This is a genomic window from Ammoniphilus soli, assembly GCF_040813775.1.
Genome location: NZ_JBEGDL010000016.1, coordinates 14,751 through 40,570 on the forward strand (window position 1 = coordinate 14,751; position 25,820 = coordinate 40,570).

General features: G+C 49.1%; 26 protein-coding genes, 1 pseudogene and 1 riboswitch. Of the genes and pseudogenes, 25 read left to right on the forward strand and 2 right to left on the reverse strand.

The genetic code is table 11. The features are described 5' to 3' along the window. Positions 1–14: 14 nt before the first annotated feature. Positions 15–1,382 (reverse strand): NCS2 family permease, encoded by a 1,368-nt coding sequence (locus ABLT31_RS24530; protein ID WP_367756719.1) that lies wholly within the window; start codon positions 1,380–1,382, stop codon positions 15–17. A 158-nt stretch (positions 1,383–1,540) separates the two neighbouring features. Here ABLT31_RS24530 and ABLT31_RS24535 point away from each other — a divergent pair. The 20 genes and pseudogenes from ABLT31_RS24535 to ABLT31_RS24630 all read left to right on the forward strand — a co-directional run. After that, positions 1,541–1,732 (forward strand): annotated as a pseudogene (locus ABLT31_RS24535) (hypothetical protein); the annotation flags it as partial. A 21-nt stretch (positions 1,733–1,753) separates the two neighbouring features. Beyond that, entirely contained in the window at positions 1,754–3,625 is a 1,872-nt protein-coding gene (gene fdhF / locus ABLT31_RS24540) for a formate dehydrogenase subunit alpha (RefSeq protein ID WP_367756932.1), read from the forward strand. Continuing rightward, a riboswitch (purine riboswitch) is annotated at positions 3,621–3,722 on the forward strand. (Overlaps the previous gene by 5 nt.) Positions 3,723–3,826: 104 nt before the next feature. Beyond that, positions 3,827–4,309: a (2Fe-2S)-binding protein gene (locus ABLT31_RS24545; RefSeq protein ID WP_367756721.1), complete on the forward strand. Its 483-nt coding sequence runs from the start codon at positions 3,827–3,829 to the stop codon at positions 4,307–4,309. After that, positions 4,294–5,427, forward strand: coding sequence for an XdhC family protein (locus ABLT31_RS24550; RefSeq protein ID WP_367756723.1), 1,134 nt, complete (start codon positions 4,294–4,296; stop codon positions 5,425–5,427). The genes ABLT31_RS24545 and ABLT31_RS24550 overlap by 16 nt, the downstream gene beginning before the upstream one ends. Beyond that, positions 5,424–6,014 (forward strand): nucleotidyltransferase family protein, encoded by a 591-nt coding sequence (locus tag ABLT31_RS24555; RefSeq protein WP_367756725.1) that lies wholly within the window; start codon positions 5,424–5,426, stop codon positions 6,012–6,014. The genes ABLT31_RS24550 and ABLT31_RS24555 overlap by 4 nt, the downstream gene beginning before the upstream one ends. Then, positions 6,011–6,889 carry an FAD binding domain-containing protein gene (locus tag ABLT31_RS24560; RefSeq protein ID WP_367756727.1) on the forward strand — a complete coding sequence of 293 codons (879 nt, stop codon included), beginning with the start codon at positions 6,011–6,013 and terminating at the stop codon, positions 6,887–6,889. The genes ABLT31_RS24555 and ABLT31_RS24560 overlap by 4 nt, the downstream gene beginning before the upstream one ends. Then, a complete protein-coding gene (locus ABLT31_RS24565; protein WP_367756729.1) occupies positions 6,886–9,174 on the forward strand; it encodes a xanthine dehydrogenase family protein molybdopterin-binding subunit in 2,289 nt (762 codons plus the stop codon). The genes ABLT31_RS24560 and ABLT31_RS24565 overlap by 4 nt, the downstream gene beginning before the upstream one ends. 195 nt (positions 9,175–9,369) lie before the next feature. Beyond that, positions 9,370–10,779, forward strand: a complete 1,410-nt coding sequence (locus ABLT31_RS24570) for a dihydroorotase (RefSeq protein ID WP_367756731.1) — start codon at positions 9,370–9,372, stop codon at positions 10,777–10,779. Between the two features lie 34 nt (positions 10,780–10,813). Continuing rightward, on the forward strand, positions 10,814–11,392 hold the full coding sequence (locus ABLT31_RS24575; RefSeq protein ID WP_367756733.1) for a cysteine hydrolase family protein: 579 nt from the start codon (positions 10,814–10,816) through the stop codon (positions 11,390–11,392). 23 nt (positions 11,393–11,415) lie between these two features. Beyond that, on the forward strand, positions 11,416–11,973 hold the full coding sequence (locus tag ABLT31_RS24580) for a UbiX family flavin prenyltransferase (protein ID WP_367756735.1): 558 nt from the start codon (positions 11,416–11,418) through the stop codon (positions 11,971–11,973). Continuing rightward, positions 11,970–13,310, forward strand: a complete 1,341-nt coding sequence (locus ABLT31_RS24585) for a UbiD family decarboxylase (protein ID WP_367756737.1) — start codon at positions 11,970–11,972, stop codon at positions 13,308–13,310. The genes ABLT31_RS24580 and ABLT31_RS24585 overlap by 4 nt, the downstream gene beginning before the upstream one ends. Positions 13,311–13,329: 19 nt before the next feature. Further along, entirely contained in the window at positions 13,330–13,599 is a 270-nt protein-coding gene (locus ABLT31_RS24590) for a BMC domain-containing protein (protein ID WP_367756739.1), read from the forward strand. A gap of 15 nt (positions 13,600–13,614) precedes the next feature. After that, the gene (locus ABLT31_RS24595; RefSeq protein WP_367756741.1) at positions 13,615–14,481 is read left to right on the forward strand and encodes a hypothetical protein; all 867 of its coding nucleotides are present in this window, start codon (positions 13,615–13,617) and stop codon (positions 14,479–14,481) included. Positions 14,482–14,511: 30 nt separating this feature from the next. After that, a complete protein-coding gene (locus ABLT31_RS24600) occupies positions 14,512–14,913 on the forward strand; it encodes a BMC domain-containing protein (protein ID WP_462976534.1) in 402 nt (133 codons plus the stop codon). Between the two features lie 10 nt (positions 14,914–14,923). Then, a complete protein-coding gene (locus tag ABLT31_RS24605) occupies positions 14,924–15,211 on the forward strand; it encodes a BMC domain-containing protein (protein WP_367756743.1) in 288 nt (95 codons plus the stop codon). An 8-nt stretch (positions 15,212–15,219) separates the two neighbouring features. After that, positions 15,220–15,978 (forward strand): hypothetical protein, encoded by a 759-nt coding sequence (locus ABLT31_RS24610; RefSeq protein ID WP_367756745.1) that lies wholly within the window; start codon positions 15,220–15,222, stop codon positions 15,976–15,978. Then, entirely contained in the window at positions 15,975–17,786 is a 1,812-nt protein-coding gene (gene ade, locus ABLT31_RS24615; protein WP_367756747.1) for an adenine deaminase, read from the forward strand. The genes ABLT31_RS24610 and ade overlap by 4 nt, the downstream gene beginning before the upstream one ends. A 14-nt stretch (positions 17,787–17,800) precedes the next feature. Continuing rightward, positions 17,801–18,484: a cyclase family protein gene (locus tag ABLT31_RS24620; protein WP_367756749.1), complete on the forward strand. Its 684-nt coding sequence runs from the start codon at positions 17,801–17,803 to the stop codon at positions 18,482–18,484. A 30-nt stretch (positions 18,485–18,514) separates the two neighbouring features. After that, a complete protein-coding gene (locus ABLT31_RS24625) occupies positions 18,515–19,120 on the forward strand; it encodes a DUF1989 domain-containing protein (RefSeq protein WP_367756751.1) in 606 nt (201 codons plus the stop codon). A gap of 409 nt (positions 19,121–19,529) precedes the next feature. Beyond that, positions 19,530–20,321: a hypothetical protein gene (locus ABLT31_RS24630; protein ID WP_367756753.1), complete on the forward strand. Its 792-nt coding sequence runs from the start codon at positions 19,530–19,532 to the stop codon at positions 20,319–20,321. A 113-nt stretch (positions 20,322–20,434) separates the two neighbouring features. On the opposite strand, the gene ABLT31_RS24635 is transcribed toward ABLT31_RS24630, so the two are convergent. Beyond that, entirely contained in the window at positions 20,435–21,697 is a 1,263-nt protein-coding gene (locus ABLT31_RS24635) for a Gfo/Idh/MocA family protein (protein WP_367756755.1), read from the reverse strand. A gap of 223 nt (positions 21,698–21,920) precedes the next feature. Here ABLT31_RS24635 and ABLT31_RS24640 point away from each other — a divergent pair, with 223 nt between their 5' ends. The 5 genes from ABLT31_RS24640 (at position 21,921) to ABLT31_RS24660 (ending at position 25,818) form a co-directional block, all read left to right on the forward strand. Further along, entirely contained in the window at positions 21,921–23,249 is a 1,329-nt protein-coding gene (locus ABLT31_RS24640) for a nucleobase:cation symporter-2 family protein (protein ID WP_367756757.1), read from the forward strand. 173 nt (positions 23,250–23,422) lie between these two features. Beyond that, positions 23,423–23,581, forward strand: a complete 159-nt coding sequence (locus tag ABLT31_RS24645) for a hypothetical protein (RefSeq protein WP_367756759.1) — start codon at positions 23,423–23,425, stop codon at positions 23,579–23,581. A 185-nt stretch (positions 23,582–23,766) separates the two neighbouring features. Then, positions 23,767–23,964, forward strand: coding sequence for a hypothetical protein (locus ABLT31_RS24650; RefSeq protein ID WP_367756761.1), 198 nt, complete (start codon positions 23,767–23,769; stop codon positions 23,962–23,964). Positions 23,965–24,085: 121 nt separating this feature from the next. Then, a complete protein-coding gene (locus ABLT31_RS24655; protein WP_367756763.1) occupies positions 24,086–24,550 on the forward strand; it encodes an Hsp20/alpha crystallin family protein in 465 nt (154 codons plus the stop codon). A gap of 143 nt (positions 24,551–24,693) precedes the next feature. Further along, positions 24,694–25,818, forward strand: a complete 1,125-nt coding sequence (locus ABLT31_RS24660) for a TIGR04053 family radical SAM/SPASM domain-containing protein (RefSeq protein WP_367756765.1) — start codon at positions 24,694–24,696, stop codon at positions 25,816–25,818. Positions 25,819–25,820: the final 2 nt, after the last annotated feature.

Below are 25,820 nucleotides of genomic sequence, written 5' to 3' on the forward strand. Positions count from 1 at the left end.
CCCTACTTCACTCACTACCCGTGGAACATGAAATTAATAATAAAGGCGGCACTCACCAAATATACAATCCATTTGACCTCTTTCGCACGGCCTGTAAATACTTTCAGCAGAGAATAAGATATAAATCCAAAAGCAAGACCCTCAGCGATACTGAATGTCAGTGGCATCATTATGATGGTGAGAAAGGCTGGAATCACATCTGTATAGTCGTCGAAGCGGATATGGGCAATCTCATTAAGCATGAGGGCTCCGACCAACACCAAGACAGGAGCGGTTGCAAAACCCGGAATAAGCATGACAAGTGGCGTAAAGAACAGAGCGAGCAAGAAGAAAGCAGCGACAAACAGCGCTTTTAACCCCGTTCGTCCTCCTTCTGCAATCCCAGTCGCGTTTTCGATATAAGCATTCATGGCGGTAGAACCCATAGCAGCACTGCTCATGGTCGCAATCGCATCAGCGGTAAGGGCGCGGTTCAAATGCTGGATTTTTCCGTCCTTATCCATTAATCCCGCTTTTTTGCTTAATCCGAGAAGCGTGGCCAGGTTATCAAACAACTCTACAATGGTAAAGGAAAAAATCACCGAAATGATCCCATAACTGATGGCGGCCATGATGTCCATTTGCATAAAGGTTTCAGACATGCTCGGCAAGGTAAAGGATACAATGTCTCCTAATCCTGTCGGTGTCTGGGCGGCACCCACGAGCATGGCGACAATGGTGGTAATGAGGATGCTGATGACAAGAGCGCCTTTTATCCTTCTGGTGAGCAGGACGGCTGCCAAAATAAAACCAAGCAAAGCGAGAAGGGGACCTGCTGTTGTAATCTGGCCTAAAGCCACGAAGGTCGCATCGCTTTGAACAATAATTCCTGCATTCTTTAAACCGATAAAAGCAATGAAAAGACCGATACCGACACCAATGGCTGATCGCAGGACTTCGGGAACACCCTCTACAAGCATTTTTCGGATGCCTGTCAGCGTTAAAATCAAGAACACGACACCGGAGATAAATACTGCGCCGAGCGCGGTTTGCCAGCTTAATCCCTGGCCGATGACAACCGTATACGTAAAGAAAGCATTTAAGCCCATGCCTGGAGCTACAGCGATCGGCATATTAGCCCATAAGGCGAATAACACTGTTCCAATGACGCTTGCCCAAATGGTGGCCGCGATAGCCGCTTCCTTTGGAATTCCTGCGTCGGCAAGAATGGCGGGATTGACAAAAATGATGTAGCTCATGGTCATGAACGTGGTTATTGCCGCAATGAATTCGGTTTTGACATTCGTATTCCGTTCCGTTAATTTAAAAAACCGGTCTAGACCCGACAAATTTTGCGTTGAGACATTCCGTGCGACTTCTTTCAATTGCGGTCCGTCGGACATTTTTCAGACCCCTTTCTCTTTTCAATTTAACGTTCCCCTAGAGAACATATCCCTTTAAGCTGTAAGCTGTCCTTGTTTCACCTCCTCTATATGGAATTCCTAAGGGGGAGAACGTCCACATTATATAAATATTGACTTAAATGAAAGTTATGTATATTATGAAAATAATAACTAAGGGGGTAACACAGGTGGTACAGTCTAAAGAAATAGAGACCATTTGCAGCTTTTGCGGAACGGGATGCGGACTCATGGTCCAAGTGGAAGAAGGCAAAATCACAAAAGTGAAAGGAAATCCAAACAATCCTTCAAGCCATGGGGAAACCTGTGTCAAGGGGGCTTTAGGCTGGGGATACATCTACAGCGATAAGAGATTGACACAGCCTCTCATTCGCAAGGAAGGCAAGCTGGTTCCGAGCACCTGGGATGAAGCCATGCAGCATATTGCTGCGAACTTTGGAAGGATCAAGACCGACTATGGTCCCGACGCTTTGGGCTGCTTCAGTTCTTCGCGCTCCACGAATGAGTTGAATTACCTGGCGGCCAAGCTGATGCGGGTGGTGATCGGCACAAACAATATTGACAGCTGCAACCGAACCTGACACGCCCCTAGCGTCACCGGTCTGGTGAACGTATTCGGCACAGGTGCAGCTACCGGATCTTATGATGAGATGGAACAAGCTGACCTCATCATCGCCTGGGGAAGCAATACGCAGGAATGCCATCCCATCATTTTTAACCATATTCGCAGAGGGATCAAAAACGGAGCCAAGATGATCGTGATCGACCCCAGGCAAATCGACCAGACGAAGCTGGCCGAGAAGTGGCTTCCCGTCCGGGTGGGCACGGATATCGCTTTAGCTAATGCCATGGCGCATGTCATCATTGAAGAGGGATTGCAAGATCGAGAATTTATTAACAGGGCGACGTTGGATTTTGATGCCTATCGGAAGCGTGTTGAGGCTTACACGCCTGAGGCTGCAGAAAAAATTACCGGGGTAGCAGCAGAGGATATAAGGGAAGTGGCAAAGATGTATGCCACGGCTGAGAAAGCGATCATCAACTGGACCCTTGGAATTACGGAGCATCACAACGGGACGGAAAATGTCTTTGCCTTGATTAATTTGGCCTTGCTGACCGGTCACATCGGAAAGCCAGGATCGGCGCTGAATCCCTTGCGGGGGCAGAACAATGTGCAAGGCGGAGGGGATATGGGGGCTTTGCCCAACCGACTAACGGGCGGATGGCCTTATAATGATTCCGAAGGAAGAGCGAGGTTTAAAAAGGTTTGGGGTGTCCCTGTTCCTGAAAAGGAAGGGAAGCACCAGACGGCTATGCTTGATGCCATGAGGAAAAAAGAAATCAAGGCACTGTATGTGATAGGGGAAAATCCCATTCAATCCGATGCTGACAGCCACCATATTGAAGAGATATTCGAGGGCCTTGAATTTTTAGTAGTACAGGACATCCTGATGACCAAAACAGCGGAGATGGCAGATGTCGTGCTGCCTGCTGCGGGTTGGGCGGAAAACGACGGGACCATCACAAATTCAGAGCGGCGGGTTCAGCGGGTTCGCCCTGCCATTCAACCGCCGGGTGAAGCTCTACAGGATCATGACATCGTTCAACTCATCGCCAATCAGATGGGAGCGAACTGGATCTACCAATCAGCGGAAGAAATTTGGGAGGAAATTCGCTTGGTTGCCCCTAATTTTGCCGGGATCACATATTCGCGCTTAGACAAGGAAGGCGGGTTGCAATGGCCGTGCCCAGATGAGTCCCATCCGGGAACCCCGTTTCTTCATGAACGCTTGTGGCGTGACGATGTGGGCTTGAAGGCGGCCTTCCATCCCACGGATTATCAAGCACCCGTGGAGGTGCCCGATGATCAATATCCTTTCCAGCTTACGACGGGGCGAAGGTTATCCTTTTATAATACGGGAGTCCAGACGCAGGACTATAAGAAAATAAAGGATGCAGAAGAGTTTTTGGAGATTTCCCTAGAGGATGCCGGAAAGCTGGGCTTGAGCGAAGGCGATTTGGCTCGCGTAACTTCAAGGCGGGGAATGGTCGAGACCAAAATCAAGATCAGCAAAAAGGTCTACCCGGGTCTTGTCTTTATGTCGTTTCATTTTCCAGATCAAACCAATACCAACCGCTTAACGATTAATGCCACCGACCCTCTTGCGGGTACGGCTGAGTTCAAGGCATGTGCCGTAAGGATTGAACCGCTTCAGGCAGGATAAAACTTAAATCTCATCTCGTATAACCCTAACAATATGGGTTGGGGGTCTCTACTGGAATCCTTAAACTTTCCTAGCTACGAGAAAAATCCGCTTGCTTGAAGTGGCTTTTTCTCGCTGCTAGGAATTTTTTTGTTCTTGGGACAATTGGGCAGAAAGTGTCGCATAAAATGAGTACCAACTTGACTTTTTATAAGGGGAGGGGTGCGATTGAAAACCATATCGTTTCGGGTAAACAGCCAGCCTGTTTCCGTCACTGTTCACCCGGCAAAACCGCTCTTGGATGTATTGCGTGAAGAACTGGAGCTTACCGGGAGCAAAGAATGCTGCGGAAAAGGCGAATGCGGGAGCTGTTCGGTCATCGTCGACGGCGAGGTGGTTTGTTCTTGTCTCGTTTTAGTGGGCCAGGTAGACGGAGAAGATATCAAGACCGTGGAGGGAATTGGAAGCGTAGAAAGGCTGGATCCCCTTCAACAGAGCTTTATCGAATGCGGAGCCGCGCAATGCGGATATTGTACGCCAGGAATTATTGTGGCTGCACGTTCGTATCTGGATCAGCTGCAACACCTTCCTTCCCATGAAGAGATCAAAGATGCGCTGGCCGGAAACCTTTGTCGATGCACGGGGTACACCAAAATTATCGAAGCTGTGCACCGAGCGGCTCAAAGGCAGTGGGTGAGCCCATGATCATAAGGGGATTTCATGCTGATCTTTTTCGGCGGCTGTTAACGGAAGTGAAGGCTGGGCGACACGCTTATCTCGGTACGGTCGTGGACGCGGAGGAGGAGCAAGGTGCTAGCCTTTTATGGGATCAGGCTGGGCATGTTATCGCTTCTTCCCTATCCGCCTCCCTCCCATTTCACAAGGATACGGGATTATATTCTGCCACCGTCCAAGGAAAATCCGTCAAGTGGCTTGTTGAGTCTTATTTCCCGCAGCCTACGCTGCTTGTATTTGGGAGTGGGCATATTGCGGAAAGCCTCGTGACGATGGGGAAGATGCTTTCTTACGAGGTAGTTGTCATTGATGATCGCCCTGAATATACGACGGCAGAAAGATTTCCTTTGGCGGATCGCCTCTTTTGCGGACCCTTCAAAGAAATCCTGCCCAAGATTCCCTCCCATTCCGGATGTTTTGCTGTCTTAGCCACCAGAGGGCATCAAACGGATGCCATTTGTTTATCTTTCATGCTTGAAAAGTCCCTGTCTTACATCGGATTAGTAGGCAGCAAACGGAAAATTCAAAGCATCTACTCCTTGCTGCATAATGAAGGAAAGGAGATCAAGGAAACATCCCCTATTTTTGCTCCAGCCGGAATTGATATTCATTCGGAGACTCCACAAGAAATTGCATTATCGATCTTAACGGAAATTCAGCTTCTTCGCTTCGGCGGGACAGGAGAGCTGTTATCCAAACTTCCGTCTCAACGGAAAGTCCATTCTCAAGACCATAAAAGGATGAGGCAGGAACTTCAAATCATTCAGATGATGAAGCAGGCCAGCATGGCCGGAGAAGTCTTCGCCACGATCACCGTGATCGAGTCTTTCGGCCATGTTCCAAGAGGAGTGGGGAGCAAGATGATCGTGTGGGAGGATGGCCGAACCTATCAAACCATAGGCGGAGGAAGAAGAGAACACGAGATGGTCGCCCTGGCCCTGGAATGTATCCGGGAAAAAAAGGCCATCCTTCGCGAAGTGGATTTCCATGGCGAGTATGATTCATTCCAGCCGGTTTGCGGAGGGCGATATACTGTTTTTGTCCAACCTTGCTTCCCGAATCCTTCTTCGGTTGAGGTCAAGCAATGATTGCCGCCATATTGCTCGCCGCAGGCCGTTCGTCTCGAATGGGACAGCCGAAGGGACTTCTTTCCTGGGAGGGAAAGCCGCTTTTTCTCCATCAGCTCGAACAATTTAGAGCGAGCTGCCTAGATCAGATTATCGTGGTATTGGGCCATCAGCCGGAAAGCTACCAGCCGCTCATCGACCCTTTAGGAGAGAGGTGTACTGTCATTTATAATGAGCAATGGAGCCAGGGCAAAAGCCTATCGATTCTTAAAGGGTTAGATGCGCTGCCTGCTTCAACAGAGGGGATCCTATTCGTCAATATTGATCAGCCATTGTCCGCTACTATCATCGAACCACTCCTTGCTTCTTTTGAAAACACGCGCTTCAAGATCCACATCCCCATTCACCAAGGACGAAGAGGTCACCCTATTCTAGTTTCCGCGGAGCTTCTAGCCGAACTGCGTTCTATATCAGAAGATACACAAGGGCTTAAGTCTATCGTTCGAGCCTATGAAAAACAAACCGCCTATGTGGAAATGGAAGATTCATCGATTCTCTATAACTTTAATACGCCAATGGATTATAAGTGCAAGGAGGGCAGCGGATGAGGGTGTCAGACATGGAGCTGGTTACGCCAAAGTCGATTTCGGAATGCCTGGGCTACTTGCAAGATCCGGATCGCAAGGTCCGGATTATCGCCGGCGGAACAGATGCCGTGGTCCAGATGAAGGAAGGGAAGGGAAGGCCGGAGACCTGGGTCAATATCATGGGTCTGAAGGAGCTTCGATACATTCGGCTAGAAAAGGATAGCATCCATATCGGTCCGCTTACGACACATACGGATCTCGTGAAGTCCGCCATCATTCGCAATCAGGCGCATGCTTTAGCCGATGCGGCCTGGGAGGTAGGAGCGACCCAGATCCGCAATAGGGGAACCCTTGGAGGAAATCTTGCTACAGCTTCTCCGGCAGGGGATACCATTCCGGCCTTATATGTTTTAGGCGCAGAGCTGGAACTGCAGTCCATGGCGGGAAAACGAAAGGTAAACATAGAAAACTTTTTTCATGGACCGAGAAAAACCGAGTTAAAGCCGAATGAAATGATTACGAACATCATTTTACAGCCGCAAAAGAACGATGAGGTATCGATCTTCCAAAAGCTGGGTCCCCGTAAAGCCCAGGCGATTTCCATAGTCAATGTTGCCATCAAATTGCAGATGGGAAAGGAGAGCCGAGAATGCCTTGGAGGCAGAATTGCTTTCGGCTCGGTTGCTCCAACCGTGATACGGGCCCGTAAATGCGAGGCGATGCTGAAGCTGTCTCCTTTGACGGATTTCATGATCAACGATATCGGAAAGGCGGCCTGGAAGGAAGTAGCACCCATCTCGGATATCCGGGCCTCAGCGGAGTACCGTCGGGATATGGCTGGAGCTATTCTGGAGCGGGGGCTATACCGATTGCTGAAAAGGTGGGAGAGTCGATGAGTGATTTCCGGTGGATAGGCAAGCGGGTGCAGCGTAAGGATGGACCAGAAAAGGTAACCGGCTCTTTGCAATACATGACGGATTACAGGTTTCCTCATATGGTTTGGGGGAGGGTGCTGCGGGCGAAATACCCCTACGCCAAGATTAAGAAGATAGACACTTCGAGGGCAAAGGCCCATCCTGGGGTTGTTTGTGTTTTGACCCATGAAGACATCCCCGGCTTTAATGGTTTTGGCATTGTTATTCCCGATCAGCCGGTGCTTTGCCATGATGTCGTGCGCTGTATGGGAGATGCCGTTGCTTTAGTGGCTGCGGAAAGCGAAGAGCTGGCGGAAGAAGCTTTGGCGTTGATTGACGTCGATTATGAAGTGCTGGCACCGGTAACAGATCCGGAAGAAGCTATTAAAGAGCAAGCGCCGAAACTGCACCCTTCAGGAAATATTCACAGTCATGTTGTGGTTCAAAATGGAGATGTGGAGAAAGCATTTGCGGAAGCGGATGTCATTGTGGAGAACACCTACTATTCTCCGCGACAGATGCATGCCTTCATTGAAACTGAGGGAGGCTGGGGCATGCTGGAAGAGGATGGTTCTTTGACCATCCGCTGTCCAGGTCAATATGCCTTCCGCGATCGCTTGCAGATTGCCAGAGTACTGGCGTGGAATCCCAACCGGATCCATGTGGTCTCCCATCCGATCGGCGGCGGATTTGGAGGCAAGGACGAAATTACCGTGCAGATTTATCTGGCCCTTCTGGCCCTGCATACGGGTGGAAGACCGGTAAAAATTCACTATAAGCGGGAAGAGTCCGTGATCGCCGGGATCAAAAGGCATCCTTTTAAGGTGACCATGAAAACAGCGGCGAGAAAAGATGGAACCCTGATTGCTAATCAAGTCAAAGCATTCGCTGATACCGGAGCTTACGCTTCCCTTGGCGGGGCGGTCATCAGCCTAGCCATCGAGCATTCCTGCGGTCCCTACTATATTCCCAACGTGGACCTAGACGGCTACTGCGTTTATACGAATAATGGGATTGCCGGAGCCTTCCGCGGCTTTGGGGTGAACCAGGTCTGCATGGCCATCGAAACCAATCTGGAAATCATAGCGGAAAAATTAGGCATGAATCCGATCGAAATCCGCAAGAAAAATGTTTACCATCAGGGTGGACTTTCCAGCATGGGGAACCGGGTGACGACAAGCGTCGGAATCTGGAAGACACTGGACGAAGCGGAAAAGTGCGAGCTGTGGAAGAATCAAGCGGTTTATAAAGCTCAGCCTTCTGAACCTTGGAAAAAGCGAGGCATTGGAGTGGCCTCTTCATTTCATGGCATTGGCATGGGCATCGGGCTGCCGGACTATGGAGCGGCAACCATTGAACTGCTGCCTGGCGGCAGATATAAGGTGGGCGTCTGCTCAGAGGATATCGGGCAGGGAAATGGAACGGTGTTTGCCATAGTGGCTGCTGAGGCTTTGCAATGCCATACGGACGATATTGAGGTAATTCAAGGGGACACGCGGCATACGATCGACAGCGGGACGGTATCTGCCTCGCGCTCTACCTATGTCGGGGGGAACTCGGTGTTGGCTGCAGCTCCGCATATGATTCAACTGCTGCGAGAAACGGCTGCTGAGATTTGGCAAGCACCTCCCGAGCAAGTAAGCTTTCAAAGCGGAAAGCTGCGGTTCGCCCCATCGCCGGAAGCCCCAAAGGAACTGACAGCCGCCGATATTTATCACTATCTCTACGAGTACCGAAGAGAGACGAAGGTAGAAGGTCACTTCATGGTGCCCAAGGCTGAGAAGCAAATTGGCAGAAATGTCGGGATGCCCCATAAGCTGTATGGCTATCAGACGCATGTGGTTCTGGTTGAAGTCGATACGCTGACCGGGGAGACGGATGTGCTGCGAGTGGTGTCCATCCCAGATTGCGGCAAGGTTATTAATCTGCTGGGGCTGGAAGGCCAGGCCGAGGGCGGGGCGGTCATGGGGATCGGATATGCGCTGTATGAAGATACCGTGATAGAGGGCGGATATAACCGGACCACGAACTTTACCAATTACATTCTTCCTACCTTTAAGGAAACGCCAATAATTGAAACGATCCCGGTTGAGGAACGAGAGGAAACCGGCCCCTATGGAGCAAAAGGGATTGGAGAAGTCGTGATGATCCCGATCATCCCGGCCATCATGCAAGCCATCTATGATGCAACAGGAGCAAGAATCAACCATCTTCCGGCGACCCCTGAACGGGTTTACAAAGCCATGAAAGATCAAGGGGTCATCTAGTTCTAATGCAGAAGATTCCATCATATATATCGTGGTATAGGGATATGAGCAAGGGTGCCTATCCTGACAATCTGAACAGGCTAATATCTATACATGGCAAAGGAGCTGTGTAAAAGTGACGTCTCACATAGGGCGGCTTTTGCACAGCTTTTTCATTCTTGAAGAAATCGTTATCTAATGGGAGGAATCGAAAATATGGATCTCATTCTAAAAAATGCAAACATCCCTCAAGGGGACAGACAAGTTCGCACCAATATCCTTGTCAAAGATGAGAAGATTGTAGGTTTTATTGATTCCGTCGAAGGCATTCAGGCAAAACAAGTCATTGATATGAACGGCAAGCTTGTTGTGCCGGGATGCATTGATCCCCATACGCACTTTATGGATCCAGGCTTTGAGCACCGCGAAAATTTCGGTACGGGGACGATGTCCGCGGCAGCGGGCGGGGTGACTACGATCATTGATATGCCTTGCTGCAGCAAGCCCTCGGTCAGGAGTGAAGACAGCTTTTATGCCAAGCTGAATCCGATCAAAGGCAAAGCCTACATTGATTTCGCCTTTTGGGGAGGCATGACCGGGGAAGATGTCCGCGAAGGCTGGCTGGACAATGTTTGGGGGCAAATCGAAGCAGGCGTTACCGCTTTTAAGGTGTATATGACCCCATCCGTTCCTACGTTCCCCAAAGTAACGGATGCGGAGATGCTGGAGATTTTTTACAAAGTAGCAGAGACCGGCTTGCCGATAGGTATCCATGCCGAGAACTATGATATATGCAGTTTTTATACGGAAAAGCTCAAAAAAGAGGGCAGAACGGATGGACCCGCGTGGGCGGAAGCAAGAAAAGCGCTGGCGGAAAAAGTGGCCATTGAGCTGATTATCTCTTATGCGGAAGAAACAGGGGCCCGGGCCCATATTGTACACATGAGTACGAAGGAAGGAGCTGAAGTGGTTCGTCGGGCGAAAGAGCGCGGGGTCAAGATAACGGCTGAAACCTGCCCGCATTACTTAATGCTCAATGCGCAAGAATCGATGACCAAGTATGGATCGTTTGCGAAGATTGCCCCTCCGCTTCGCGGCAAAGAAGACAATGAAGTGCATTGGAAGGCCTTAGCTGATGGGACGATCGATTTTGTCGGTACGGATCATGCCCCTTATGAAATTGCGACGGAAAAAGCAGCGGAGGATTCGACGATTTGGAACAGCTTCCCAGGCATTCCTGGCGTAGAGACGATGGTTCCGATCCTAGTCAGCGAAGGATTGAATAAAGGCAGAATCTCACTTTCTCGCTTTGTGGAGGTTACGAGCCGCAATGCCGCGATGCATTTCGGTCTTTATCCGAAAAAAGGTTCGATGGAAATTGGAAGTGATGCCGATTTTACGGTGATCGATCTGGAGAAGGAAGGGGTCATTGACCAAGAAAAGACCTATTCCATGGCCAAGTACAATCCGCTTCATGGCATTAAGCTCAAGGGTATGCCGGTGATGACCATCGTTCGCGGAAATGTCGTGTATGAAGACGGAAAGGGCATTGTCGGAAAAGCAGGCTACGGTCAATATACCAAGCGCCAGTCCCCAACTCAGCTGCAAAGCACCTTGAAGTTCTAAGCAAAATGAGACAGGTGAGGGAGGATGGATGGAAATGAAAGGTACGAAGCACGCGATTGTCATTATTGATATGTTGAATGATTTTATTGGCCCGAAAGCTACGCTGCGCTGTGCGGCGGGAGAGGAAATTGTCCCCAATATCCGCAGGCTGATTGACTTTGCCCATGATCAGGGCATTCAAGTGATTTTTGTTCAGGAGTGGCATCGCGTGAACGATGCGGACTTCCGCGTTCGCCCCGTTCATGCCGTCAGAGGGACGTGGGGAGCGGACTTCATCCCGGAACTGCGGCCGGATCAGGAAAAAGGAGACTATGTGGTACAGAAGCGCCGCCATAGCGCTTTCTCCTATACCGATATGGACCTGTTCCTGCGGGAAGAGAAAATCGATACGGTCGTTCTGACGGGAGTTTGGACGAATGTTTGCGTCCGAAGCACCGCTTCGGATGCTCTCTATCATGGCTATAACGTCATTACCATGAGCGATGGCACCGCTTCTCAGGATCTGAGCATGCATGAATCCGGGCTCCGGGACATCGGCATCTTTGGCGAAATCTATTCCACGGATGAATACATTGAAGCGTATAAAAAGAGCTTGGCAAATACCGCACCATAAGACGAAGTAAAGAGGGGAAAGGGATGAAGTTAATAGTCGGAATTACAGGCGCAAGCGGCTCTCTTTATGCCTACACGCTCATTCGCACTCTTCGCGAACTTAATGTGGAAACGTACGTGATAGCGACCGAGATGGGTGAGAAAGTCATGCAGTTCGAGTGCGGAATTACGCTAAACGAAATCAAAGAATATGCCACCGTACTTGGCAATCATAACCTGTTTGCATCGGTAGCGAGCGGTTCGTTTAAAACGAATGGCATGGTCATTGTCCCTTGCTCGATGAACACGCTAGGCTCGATCGCGAATGGGGTGGGCGACACCCTGATCAGCCGGGCTGCGAGTGTCGTGCTAAAGGAAAACCGACGATTGGTCATTGTTCCGAGAGAAACGCCCCTCAGTATCATCCACCTGGAAAATATGGTGAAGCTCGCACGGGCGGGAGCCAGCATTATGCCGGCTTCCCCCGGCTTTTATCACCGCCCTCAGGAGGTATGGGAACTGACCAATTTCATGGTGGCAAGGATATTGGACGCCTTTGACATCGAGCATGACTTACTGGCCCGATGGGGGGAGAAGCAATGAGGAATACGACGCTGCGTCAGTTAATTGATTACTGGGATACTAAGGGCGTGATGATGAGGATCCGGAAGGAAGTCGATCCTTTGTTTGAATTGCCTGGCGTCATCAGCAAAAAAGATGGACAGCCATTCTACTTTGAAAAGGTCAAGGGGTATGACATGCCGATGGTTGCCGGCTTTGGCTCCGACCGGGCGCTGATGGCCGACTCCATGGGCATTGCTGAGGAAGAGCTGATCCCTAAAATGATCGATTCGATCGTGAATCCTCTCCCTACGGTGACGTGGGCAACAGGTCCCGTACAGGAAAATGTGATAACCACAGACATCCAGCTGGACCGGATCTTTCCGATATGTACCTATAATGAACTCGATTCCGGAGCTTTCATTGTAGCTGGTGTTCTCGTGGTTAAAGATTTATCCGGAAAAAAGCGCTATACGTCGATTCGTCGCATGCAATTTCTAGGAGGGAACCGATGCGGGATTCTTATTACATCACCTGAGCTGAAAGAGCAATATCTTCGTTTTGAACAAGCCGGTGAACCGATGGAGCTGGCCATTATGATGGGAGTCGTGCCTGCTGTGGTGCTGAGCTCCCAAATCAGTACCCATCTGTATCATGCCGATAAGCTGAACGTGGCCAGTGCGATGCTGGGCGAATCCTTGCCGGTTGTTCAGTGCAAGACGGTGGACTTAGAAGTGTTGGCGGAAGCAGAAATTGTTATGGAGGGAAGAATGCTGCCCCATGTGCGGGAAGCGGAAGGCCCATTCGGGGAATTAGCCGGCTATTATGGTGTCCAATCACCGCAGCCTGTGGTCGAAATCTCCGCGGTAACCTTCCGGAACGAAGCGATCTGTCAGACGATCCTGCCTGCCAGCTTTGAAGAAAAATTGCCTATGGGTTTAGTAAGGGAGGTCTCCCTCTTAAGCTCTGTCCGTCAGGTGGTTCCGAATGTCAAAGATGTGCATATCACCATGGGGGGCGTGGCCCGATACCACGGTGTCATCCGGATTGAAAAGCGCTCAGAGGGAGATGGGAAGCAAGCGGCGTTGGCGGCTTTCGCCAGTGATAAGGATTTAAAGCATGTGGTGGTCGTCGATGACGATGTGAACATCTTCGACCCTTCCGATGTAGAATGGGCGATTGCCACGCGCGTACAGGCGGATCTCGATATTTTCATCGTACCGGGCGCGAAAGGCTCTCCTCTCGAACCCTCGCATAATCTGCGCGGGGTAACGGCGAAAATGGGCATCGATGCGACGGTGCCATTAGCGGAAAAAGAGCATTTCAAGCGGAAGCGAATCCCTGGTGCCGATTTGATCCGATTGGAAGATTATCTCTAGTGTCTGGAGTGAGAAGTAAATGGAAGCGATCGGAATGGTAGAGATGAGAGGTTTAGTCCCCGCAGTCGAAGCCTTGGATGCGATGGCCAAAGCAGCAAATGTCAAGCTGGTCGATATGAAGATTGTCGGTTCCGGTCTCGTATGCGTCATTATTACAGGAGATGTCAGTGCCGTGAAGGCGGCTGTGGATATAGGAAAGGATGTGCACGTGAAGACAGGGGGCGAGTTGATTGCCCAGAACGTGATTCCGCGCCCTCATGCTGAATTGGAAAAAATGTTCTTGGCTTAAGGGAGGTGATGATGAGTGGCAAAATTTATGAAGGACATTGTTCATGAAGTGTTAAACCGGAACAAGCCGCAGACCACAGCTAGCCCAAGCTCTCCCGCGCCCCCGCCTGGGCCTGCGCCCCAGTCCCAGCCCCAGATCCCAGGCATTCACCGGCCCAACTATCAGCGGGAAAAGCGACAGGAGAGATTAAGACCCATTGCAGCTCCCCAGGAGGAGCGGCTATCTGCATTGCAAAGGCTCACGACGGCTCAGGCCATCGATCGGCTTCAGCCGCAATCTTCCGCTTCTTTGAAAGGGAGGCAAGGAGAAGGGGCGCAGTTGATCGGAAAAACCAGAAAAAATCAATATGTATGGCTTTTTCCGTGCTCCAACCCTAAAATCCCTTCCGTTGCCTACGGCGATTCCACCGGGATGATTACAGGCGCTTCGACGAATCCAGGCACTTTCTTTTTAATAGATCAGGCCACAAGGGGCCTTAGCGACATATCGTGCGGAACCCTCGGAGACAAAAGGCAGAATGGGCTGCCTGATGTCATCAAGCTGCATTCCAAAGATCTCCTGACGACACAGCAAATCCTAAAAGATTTATTTAACCAACTTAACCGCACATCGGTTCGCTCCATTGAAACCTATATTTCCGAACATCCTTCCCGGTTTTTGCTAGAATGCTTGAATCAATCCAACGGGGTGAGCATTGGTATGCTGGATGGAGTGTCATACGTTAACGGAATGGCTTTGCTGGACCGTTATTTCAAGCTTTTTCCGGAAACGCCCTTTCAGTTTGACCTGCGGGAAAACTGCCTCTTCCTATCAGGACCAATGGGGGTAGTAGAAAGTGTGCTAGAAAAACTGGAAAAAGACGCTCTTCGATTGCTTACGTAGAAGCCGGCCGCAGGAAGGAGATAACAGAATATGAAATTCGCGTTAGGTCTGATTGAAACAGTGGGTTTTGCTACAGCGGTTTCGGCTGCGGATGCAGCCCTAAAAGCAGCCAATGTCCAGCTGGTGGGTGTGGAGCGGGTGATTGGCGTAGGGGGAGCATTAGGTGTAACGATTCATCTAAACGGAGACGTGGGAGCTGTCAAATCTGCCGTAGAAGCAGGAAAAGCGGAAGCGGAGAAAGTCGGTCGAGTAGTCTCGGCTCACGTAATCCCTCGGAGTCACACAGAAGTAAATGAAAAATTGTTGCCTCACTTTTCATTTCCCGAAGATGCGGCTGCAAAGGCGAAGGCAAAGAAGGTTACCCGGAGAAAAAGGAGCCAGCCTGCGGAGCCAAGCGAGAACCCGTCCAATGATCAAATGGAAGATTCATAACTGAGGAGGAATGAGCATGGGAGAAGCTCTTGGAATGATAGAAACGAAAGGCTTGGTAGGCGCAATAGAGGCAGCTGACGCCATGGTGAAGGCAGCCAATGTGGAAATCTGCGGATATGAGCGCATTGGGTTCGGATTGGTAACGGTCATGGTACGCGGGGACGTAGGAGCCGTGAAGGCAGCTACCGATGCTGGAGCGAATGCGGCCAGCCGAGTGGGGGAGTTAGTATCGGTGCACGTGATTCCCCGGCCGCATAGCGAAGTCGAACGAGCGCTTCTCTCGAAGAAGGGGGAGTAGAAGGATAAATGGCCAAGCAGAGTGCTCTAGTGAGGAACACTTTGCTCACTCTTTCTTATCGGCACAGACCCGAGGCATTAGATCGGGAATATCCGGTTATTCTCGTACTCTTGACACACAGTGTGGTGGGGATGGAAGAGGGGTTTCGCTGCATCGAATCTTTGAACGGGGAAAACGTGCGGCTAAAATTATGGGTGGACGATCAGGTGGCCAGCCGCTATGCCATTCAAGAAGTGATCCGGGAAACGGGTTCGGACGACCTTTGTTTTGAGGAGTCAACAGCATTAAGAGAATCGGCTTATTCTCACCTATTGGTGCCCGTTCTTTCGTATTCCCTGGCTTCCAGAGTGGTATCCCTCGATGACAGGGAGCCTTTTTCCCGGACGATCCTTCAAGCCCTCATGCGGGGAAAAAAGGTGGCAGGGTTGCCCTTAGCAGCGGATCCTTATCATCCCCAATGGAGCAGGAATGGCTTTGGGAATGCTTCACCGCTCTTGAAGCAGGAGATGAAGTCAAGATTGCAGCAGTTGAGAGGGTACGGAATAGAAATGCTGGAAGCCGACCAAGTCAAGGGATGGATTGCACGGTCTAATCGCCTGTCAGCAGGAAGAAATTTGCTTTCCCAACATGACGTCCTTTCCGCTCGCGCCAAACAACAACAAGTGATCGACGTACCGCCTCATACCATTATTACCCCTCTGGCCAGGGACTTGGCCCTGCAATACGGAATTGAGCTTAAGCCAATCGATCGCGGAGGTGAAAGATGAATACGAGAACGCTCAAGCAGGTGATGCAATGGAGGCAGCTGATTGATACCCTGATGGACTCCAATCAATATGCTGATCTCGTGTTGAAAAGCGGGTATTTTCTCAATGTCGTAACGAGGGAAATCTATATCGCTGACGTTGCCATTAAGGGCGAGCATATCCTGATGGTGGGCGATGCCAGCGATTTGATCGGTCCAAGAACGAAGGTAGAGAATGTGGAAGGAAAGTTTATTTCTCCCGGTTTTATTGATTCTCACATGCATTTTGAAAGTGCCATGCTGACGGTCACGGAGTTTTCCAAGCTGTCTATTCCCACAGGAACGACGACGCTTGTAGCCGATCCTCACGAAATCGGGAATGTGCTGGGCGTGATGGGGATGAAGGCGATGATCGAAGAAGCGAAAACCCTGCCCAATAAGGTGCTGTATACGGTTCCTTGCTTGACCCCGGATGTACCGGGTCTTGAGACAGCAGGTTATGATGTGAACTCCAAGGACATGGAAGATCTGCTGAATGACCCCTATGTTCAGGGAATCGGGGAGATTCAGGGCTTTGCCAATGTTCGGCCGGTTTATGAGCATGCTCCCGAAATTATTACCGATCAGCTGGCTTCCGTAAGCTATGCGAAAAGCATTGGGAAAACCGTAGAAGGGAACTGTCCGGGACTGTTCGGCAAGGAGCTGGCCGCCCATATTATTAGCGGCGGGGCGCATATTTCCTGTCATGAGACGACGACAAAAGAAGAAATGATTGAAAAGCTGCGCTATGGAATTAGCGTATTCATGAGAGAAGGCTCTTCCCAAAGGAACATGGCGGAATGCATTCGGGCAATCACAGAGGAAGGGCTGGATTCCCGGAGGGCGATTCTGGTTTCGGATGATATGGTCCCCGAGGATTTGTTGAAATTTGGGCATATGAACGATATTGTACGCAGAACGATCGCCCAGGGAGTCGACCCGGTAGAAGCCATCCAGATGGTAACGATTAACCCAGCTACCCATTTTGGTTTCCAGGACCGCGGTTTATTGGCTCCCGGGAAAAAGGCGGATATCGCCGTGATCAGTGACTTGAACCAGATGACCATTGATCAGGTTTACATTGACGGGAAGAAGGTGGCGGAGCACGGAGAACTGGTCATTGACATTCCTTCTTATGTTTATCCCGACACGGTGAAGAAATCGATCAAGCGAAAACCGGTGAAGACTGAGGAGCTTTATATTGAAGCGAAAGGCAGCCAAGCCCGCGTTCGCGCCATTGAGGTCATACCTGACCAAAATCTGACGGGAGCCAAGGAATTTACCTTATCGGTGAAGTCGGGAGTGGTCCAGCCTTGCATGCAGCAGGATGTGTTGCCGTTGCTGGTCGTTGAAAGGCATGGGCGCAGCGGAAAAATCGGGAAAACGTTCATGAATGGCTTCAAGCTGCAGTCTGGTGCGATTGCCGAGAGTGTGGCCCATGATACGCACAATATTATTGTTTGCGGTACGAATTATGAAGATATGGCGATTGCTATCAATCGCGTCATTTCCATGAGTGGCGGAATCGCCATGATTAAGGATGGCAAAGTCGTTGGCGATCTTCCCTTGCGCGTGGGCGGTCTGATGACAGATGAGCTGACGGGAAAAGAAATGAGCGAGAAAATCGCTGAGCTTCACCGTTTGGCCCGTGAAGAGCTAGGCTGCGGGATTCATGTGCCTTTCATGCATTTATCCTTCGTATCCTTGGTCACCAGTCCGAAGTGGAAGATTACGGATATGGGTCTCATAGAAGTGGATAACTACCAAATTATTCCAACGGTCATTTCTTAGGGGGGAGGATCTGAATGGGGTTCAGGTTAGTTGATCTGACGCAGGAAATCTATCAAGGGATGCCGGTTTTTCCTCTTCACCAGAAAACGATGATTTTTCCCAATCTCACGCATGAAGAATCCATGGAGAAAAACGGCTTTATGTTTGCTACCAATAATCTCCTCATTAATGAACACGGACCGACGCATAGTGATGCGGTTTATGAGTATGATCCCAAGGGAGCGACGATCGATGAGATGCCCCTGGAATACTTTTATGGCCCGGCTATTTGTCTCGATCTGTCCCACATTCCTCCCGAGGTTTATATCAAGAGAGGCGATTTGGAAAATGCGCTGGCCCAATCCAAGCTGCATATCGATAAAGGAGATATTGTTCTCCTCTATACGGGTCATTACAACCGCTCCTATGGTACCGAGGAATGGCTGACCCGATATACCGGCTTGACGTATGAGGCAGCCAAATGGCTGGCCCAGCAGGGGGTTGTCAATATCGGGGTCGATGCTCCGGCAATTGACCATCCAGATGATCCGAGGTACTCAGGTCATCAGGTCTGTAAGGAATTTGCCATCACGAACACAGAGAATCTATGCAATCTGGATCAGATTGCAGGGAAAAGATTCTTGTATTTCGGCTTGCCTTTAAAGATCAGGAAAGGAACCGGTTCACCGATTCGTGCCGTAGCTGTTTTTGTGGACTAGAGTTCAAGGGGCTGAAGGGAGGAGGAAGAAATGCAATATATTAAGGAAGAAATCGTAATCCCTCCATACTCTGGGCGAAGTGTTTTGGTGCGGGCGGGAGAAGAATTGGTCATTATTGATGTCGAAGGCAAACAGGTAGGAGATTTTGTCTGCTTTAACCATGCGTCACCCGAGGAACACGTATCCCCGGTACATATGAGAGCTTCTTTAAGCAGCATCCGCTTGAAGATAGGGGATTATCTATACAGCAACCAGCGAAGGCCTCTCATGCAAATGGTGAAGGATACGGTAGGAAGGCATGACTTCTTTTTTCCGGCTTGCGATTACTGGCGATATAAGGTGGATTTTAATATGGACGACCATCCCAACTGCCATGATAATTTGCGGGAAGCGTTGAAAAAATATCACCTTGACCATCTCCCTGTTCCCGATCCGATTAACTGGTTCATGAATAACGTGTTGGATGAAAACTGGGATTATGTCATTGAAGAACCGCTTTCCAAGCCGGGAGATTATGTGCAGCTCAAAGCTTTGCATGATGTGGTGGTCGCCGTTTCCACTTGCTCGCAGGATATGGCACCCGTGAACGGATTTCATGTAACCTCGCTCAAATTGCAAGTATTGGCCCAACGGTAGAGTACTAGGGGGAGCAGTCCTGAAGGTTGGGGGAGTTAAGTGGAAATCCTCCAATTCAACTAGGTGGAATAACGCCCACTAAAGGCCGTGAAACGCACTAAATAAAGCAATAGAGTTCAATTAGTTGGCGATTATCCAACTACTCCGCCTTTATTTTTGTTGCTTTTGGTTTTAATTGGCGTTTTTCCACTTATTGATCTTCCTTTGGGACACCCTCATCAAGGTTATGTACTGCTTTCTGCCTTCCACGGATCTGGGGGATGGCAGAGGGGAGTGGATAACACTCCAATCCGGCTGTTGTTACTAGCTTCTATCCTAGGTTTGGGGAGGTGATTTCACCTCCCTTTTTTCTTTGTTATTCCAAAGTCTAATGGTTAGAATGGTTGGTGATAGGGAAAGGAGTTCGATTATGACTTTTGATCGCTATATTGGGATTGATTACTCGGGAAGAGGGGAACCGGATCAACGCACCTCAGGGATCCAAGTGGTTGAAATGGACCCAGAAGGTCAGCGCCAGCGAATTTCTCCACCGGGCGGTCATATTCGGACATTCAGTTGGTCACGCAAAGAGGTTTATGAGTATCTAAGAAGTTCATTAGAGAATTCAAACCAGAGACTGGCCATTGGGATCGACCATGGTCTGTCATTTCCCCTCTCGTATTTTGTGCAACATGACCTGCAAAACTGGGATGAGTTTCTTAAGCACTTTCAAGCCTTGTGGAATACAAAGGAAGAGTCGGTGAGGGTGTGCCGAGAAAAAGTGTCAGGCTATCCGAATTCAACCGAGCTGCGAAAGACAGAAACCTTTACATCTTCAGCCAAAAGCGTCTGGAACTTTGAACAAATGACGGGAGCTGTCTCCTATTCCACTCACGCGGGACTGCCGTGGATTTATGAGCTGCGGACTGCTTTCCGGGATCTGCTCCATGTCTGGCCATACGATGGCTGGCAGCCTCCCCCAGAAAAGAGCGTCTTGGCCGAAGTCTATCCTGCGATTCTTTTTCAGCGTTTTAAGCGATTTGACCCTGGTTTTCCTCATGATTGGCCGCGGGATGCTCAGGATGCCTTCGTCATTGCCGCTTGGTTGCGAGAAAGAGACCAAAATGGCACGCTAGTAAGATACTTTCAAGCAGATACGCTCACTGAACAGGAGAAACAGACCGCATCGGAGCGCGAAGGGTGGATTCTTGGAGTGTGCTAGTCGGATATGCGGAAAATTTCGAGGGTTATGCGGAAAAATTGGAGGCTTATGCGGAAATTTTTAAATTTACGCGTAACCAAACAAAACCCACACCAAAGAGGTGATCATTGCGATCACCTCTTTAAAAGTTGTCCGGGCCTTCTTAGATCTTGGATCTCTATCATTCTACCGCTCAATCTCGATTCCTCGGCGGCCCAGGAGAGAATATGGCTGGATAGGAGATCATGAGGGCGCTCAGATGGGCCTAGCCCTTTACCTTGCAATTGCTGAACGAAGTGCTGGATTAACCCGAAATCTCCTCCTGAATGTTGACCAAAAGCAGATGGCGCTACGGTAATGGATTGGGAAGGCCGCCCGAAAGGACGGACGGTCAATTCATTTTTCTTCATATGGCCTTCCAGCTCTCCTTTTGTGCCCAAAATACGAATGGTGCGGGAAAGCTCATCAGTAAAGGCACTCATCGTAAGCGTCGCGGTAATATGGTCCTCGAATTCGAGATGGACCACCTGGTGATCTACCACATCGTTATCGCAGTGATAGACGCACCTTCCGAAAGGTCCCTCTTCTATCGCTTTCTTCCTAGCTTCCAAGCTAGAATCTGTACTGATCGTTGAAACAGGCCAACCCGTGTTGTCGCCAAGATACAGACGAAGCGCAGAGTAGGGGCAACCCGGTTCGATCGCGCATCCGTCCGTACAGCGCAACGTCGATCCCGGGGGAGCTTGATCCGGGCGGAAATGACTAAGATGACCGAAGGAAGAGAGGCGTTGGCAATCCCTCTTGATGAGGTAGGAAAGGATGTCAAAGTCATGGCAGCATTTCGCCATAATCATCGGACTCGACTGTTGGCTTGAACGCCAATTCCCCCTAACGTAGCTGTGGGCCTGATGCCAATATGCCACATTCATATCGAGGGCAACATGGCGAATCTCTCCAAGGATCCCTTCCTGAATGATATCTTTTATTTTTTGAAAGAAAGGGGTATAGCGAAGGACATAGCAAAGCATGAATATGGAGTGGGATTCCTCTGCAGCGGAAATCATTTCCTCGCATTCCTGAAGGCTAGGGCTTAACGGCTTTTCTACCAAAAGGTGATAGCCCTTTGCTAGAGCCTTCATGACGGGTTCGTAATGCTGTTGATCTTGAGTAGTAATAATGAGAGCATCACATAGTCTGGGTCTTGAAAAAAGATCATTCCAGGTTTCAAAGGATAAGTCGCGAGAAAGGCTATGTTTCTCTGAAAAGCGATTCCTTCTTGCCTGATCAGGTTCTGCTACGGCAACGACCTGAAGCTGATTGGGGAATTGCAGGGCATAATCACCATATATATTACCGCGATCCCCCGCTCCTATAACAGCAACACGGATGGGCTTCATGCCTTCACCCCTTTTATAAGAATTTCTTATTCTTATGATAAATGAAATTGTGATGCGTTGTCACGAGGTAAATTTGGCTTCTTCACGGATGAAGATGGACTAAAGCAGACAGACCTAGAATAAATTATTAGTGCACGGCAGCGGCAAGATGAGATTCATTTCGGGAGGAGGGATTAGCGGAAAAAATCGGGTCAGGCTATCTTATATCTAGGGAGGTAAAAGAATGGAAAAGCTGGGCGCATGGAAAATCGGGACATTAGGCTTTCAGCATGTATTGGCCATGTACGCTGGCGCGGTGATTGTTCCACTTATAGTCGGACCTGCCGTGGGCATGACCCCAGAGCAGCTGGCTTACCTGATATCCATTGATTTATTTACTTGCGGCGTCGCATCCTTGCTTCAGGTCGTTGGAGGAAAACACTTTGGAATTAAGCTCCCTGTCATCTTAGGATGTACGTTTACAGCTGTAGGGCCGATGATTGCAATCGGGAATCTGCAAGGAATAACAGCTATTTATGGGGCCATTATTGCTTCTGGTATTATCGTGATGATCCTGGCTCAATTTATGAGTAAAGTAATAAAATATTTCCCCCCTGTTGTAACTGGCTCCGTCGTTACCATTATCGGGGTATCCCTTATCCCTGTGGCCATAAATAATGCTGCCGGGGGAGTGGGGGCACCTGATTTTGGACAACCGAGAAATTTATTCCTTGCGGCCTTAACGCTCGTGTTGATTGTTGTCATCAACCGGTATTTCAAAGGATATATGAGAGCCGTTTCTGTTCTAACCTCGCTCATTATAGGGACCTTCATTGCTTGGCTTTTAGGCATAGTTGATTTTTCTGCAGTTGGCAGCGCCTCTTGGTTCCACATGATCCAGCCGTTTTACTTTGGGATCCCAACCTTTCATGTTTCAGCCATTCTAACCATGGTGCTAGTTGCCGTCGTCAGCATGATCGAATCGACAGGTGTCTTCTTAGCATTAGGGGATGTGTGTGAGAAAAAGATAGATTCTGGCGATATTAAAAAAGGACTTAGAGCGGAAGGATTGGCTGTCGTCCTGGGTGGTATATTTAATGCCTTCCCATATACTACATTTTCTCAAAATGTAGGGTTGGTGGCGCTGACTAGAGTGAAAACCCGAAATGTGGTCATTGCAGCTGGAGTCATTCTAATGGTACTAGGATTATTGCCTAAAGTGGCTGCACTTACGACCATCATTCCCAATCCCGTCCTTGGAGGGGCCATGATTGCCATGTTTGGGATGGTGATTTCCTCCGGGATCAAGATGCTCTCCCGGGTAGATTTCCGGAGAAATGAAAATCTATTAATTGTTGCCGTTTCTGTTGGCATTGGATTAGGGGCATCTGTTGTGCCGGCTGCTTTTGCTGGTATTCCGGAAAGTATCCGACTGCTTTTTGAAAATGGAATTGTCATTGGAAGCTTTTCGGCTATCGGATTAAACCTCTTCTTAAATCGAAGCAAAGGACAGGAAGATGTGGATAGGCTCGAAGAGCTGCGGTCAGATCATTCAATAGAAACTACATTATAAGAGAAAAAGGCGCTGATCCAAGGCGCCTTTTTCCTTCATGGAGGGGAAGCGTATTGATTCAAATCAGTGATTCCGCATGGAAGGAAATCCTTCGAAGGATCCATAATGATGCCACAGAAAATCCAGCAGTCCGCCTCAAGGCGAAGCCGAATGGCGATTGTTGAGGTTCGGTTGTGTTTCACCTAACTCTGGATGAGCTTAGGGATGGTGACTTGGCGATGGATGTCAGGGGGGTCTGCGTCTTGTTGGATCCCTATTCTAAAAGATTTATTTTTAAGACCTTACATATTGACTACGCGACGGAAAGCGGGTTTGTGCTAGTGGACCGATAAATTGCGAGAGAGGTGAGCCTGGATCTACCAATTGCTTTAACTGTCTGAATATGTAATAATTAGGGTACCTACTGCTTCCTTACAGGTCAGGACACTGAAGGTAGGCTCTGGCAGTACGCCAATGTTCATATCACCCTAGCTGACTCATGGTACCAAACAAGTACAGGTAAAAGGAGGAGCTAGAAATGACTTTCGGCAGAATTTCGCATGTAGCTAAGCATACGGCTGTTCCACGTGATGATGTCCATCAACCGGATTGTCAGCATGGGGAAGTGGTTAGCTACCAACTGAATCAGGAAGAACTCGCGAAATACAGAGCAATGCCAATGGATAGTGAAAGATGGTCTGTATTCAAAATTCCCATGAGAGGGAAAAAAGCATAAAGATCTCAACATACATGCCTGCCCGCCTTTGGGTGGGCTTATTTTTGTTCACTATGCACGCCTATTGGAACAGATGAATACACTGGGGTAAGATCTCTGGGCAATAGGTGGAGGAGAAGCTATGAGTGATTTTTTTAATCAGGATTTTGCCTCATATGATTGGAAAAAGTTCAAGGATCAATTCAAGAACATGAAAGGACTAACCGAAAACCAGCCGGTCCCTGAGCTGGATCTTTCTTGGCTGGATAACTATATAGAAACGATGCTTGAAAATTCTCTTCCTGAAGAGGCGGGAAAAGAAGCGGCAAAAAAAGAGTTTCATTATAACCTGTATGAGACTGAGAAAGAGATGATTGTACGAGTTCCCATCTCTCCTCATTGTGATCCGAAGCGGATAAAAGTATGGACGGAAGCGAATCAATTGGTGCTAGCAGGAATTACCCGCAAAAAACGATTGATTCATCTGCCCGGCAAAGTATGCTGGGAACGAAGCAAAGCTTTTTATCGGGAAGGGATGTTGGAACTTCGTTTGCATAGAGATAAAACCAAGAATTATAGAGAGATTCCTATAGATTTTAGAATATAAGCGTGCAAGCGTAGCGTAAAGCTGTGTTTCACGCTTATTTTTGTGGGGTGATTTCCGATTATGTGACAACAGTCACTCCGTCAAGCTTTTCATCCAGGTAGAATAAAGTCAAAGTCAGGTGAAAGAAAGTGGGGTAGATTCACATGTTACCTATGGATTATAATCAAAATCCCTTTATCGTCATTTGGGAATTGACTAGAGCATGCCAATTGAACTGCTTGCACTGTCGGGCAGAAGCCCAGTACAAGCGAGATCCAAGAGAGCTTACTTTTATAGAAGGTCAGAAATTGATTGATGATATTCGAGAAATGGGAAATCCCATGCTGGTTTTTTCAGGGGGAGATCCCTTAATGCGGGAAGATGTTTACGAATTGGCGGATTATGCGATAAAGAAAGGGATTCGGGTGTCGATGACACCGAGCGCTACGCCGAATGTAACGAAAGAAGCGATTCGCAAAGCGAAAGAAGTGGGATTATCCCGATGGGCGTTTAGCATTGACGGTCCCTGTGCGGAAATTCATGATCAGTTCCGCGGCACTTCGGGATCCTTTGATTTAACGATGAAAGCCATTGAATATTTGAATGAATTGGAAATTCCGATTCAGATAAACACGACGGTCTCCCGCTATAATCTTCATTATTTGGATGAAATGGCGGAATTGGTAGAGAAATTGAACTGCGTGCTATGGAGCGTGTTTTTTCTTGTTCCTACCGGCAGGGGGAAGGACTCCGATATGATCTCTCCCGTGGGGCATGAGAAAGTGTTTCTTTGGCTCTATGAGTTAAGCAAACGTGCGCCATTTGACATTAAGACAACAGCGGCACAGCATTACCGCCGGGTGGTCATTCAGCAGAAAATGCGAGAGAAGTCCAATCCGGCAGACGTCATCCAATATGAAGATGCCCTCATGAGGGGCACGACGGGGCAAATTGATGGGTTAGGGCGAGCTCCAAAAGGCGTTAATGATGGAAATGGATTTGTATTCATTTCCCATATCGGGGATGTCTATCCGAGCGGGTTATTGCCTGTGAAGGCAGGAAATGTAAGAGAACAGGGGATTGCCGATATTTATCGCCAATCGCCCATTTTTCAAGCACTCAGAAACCCTGACCAATACAAAGGAAAGTGCGGGGTTTGCGAGTTCAGAAACGTTTGCGGCGGTTCACGCTCCAGAGCTTATGCCATGACGGGGGACTATCTTGAGAGCGAACCGTTTTGTGTATACATCCCGAAAGCCTTGCGTAAAAATCAAGCTGAAATGAGGTGAGG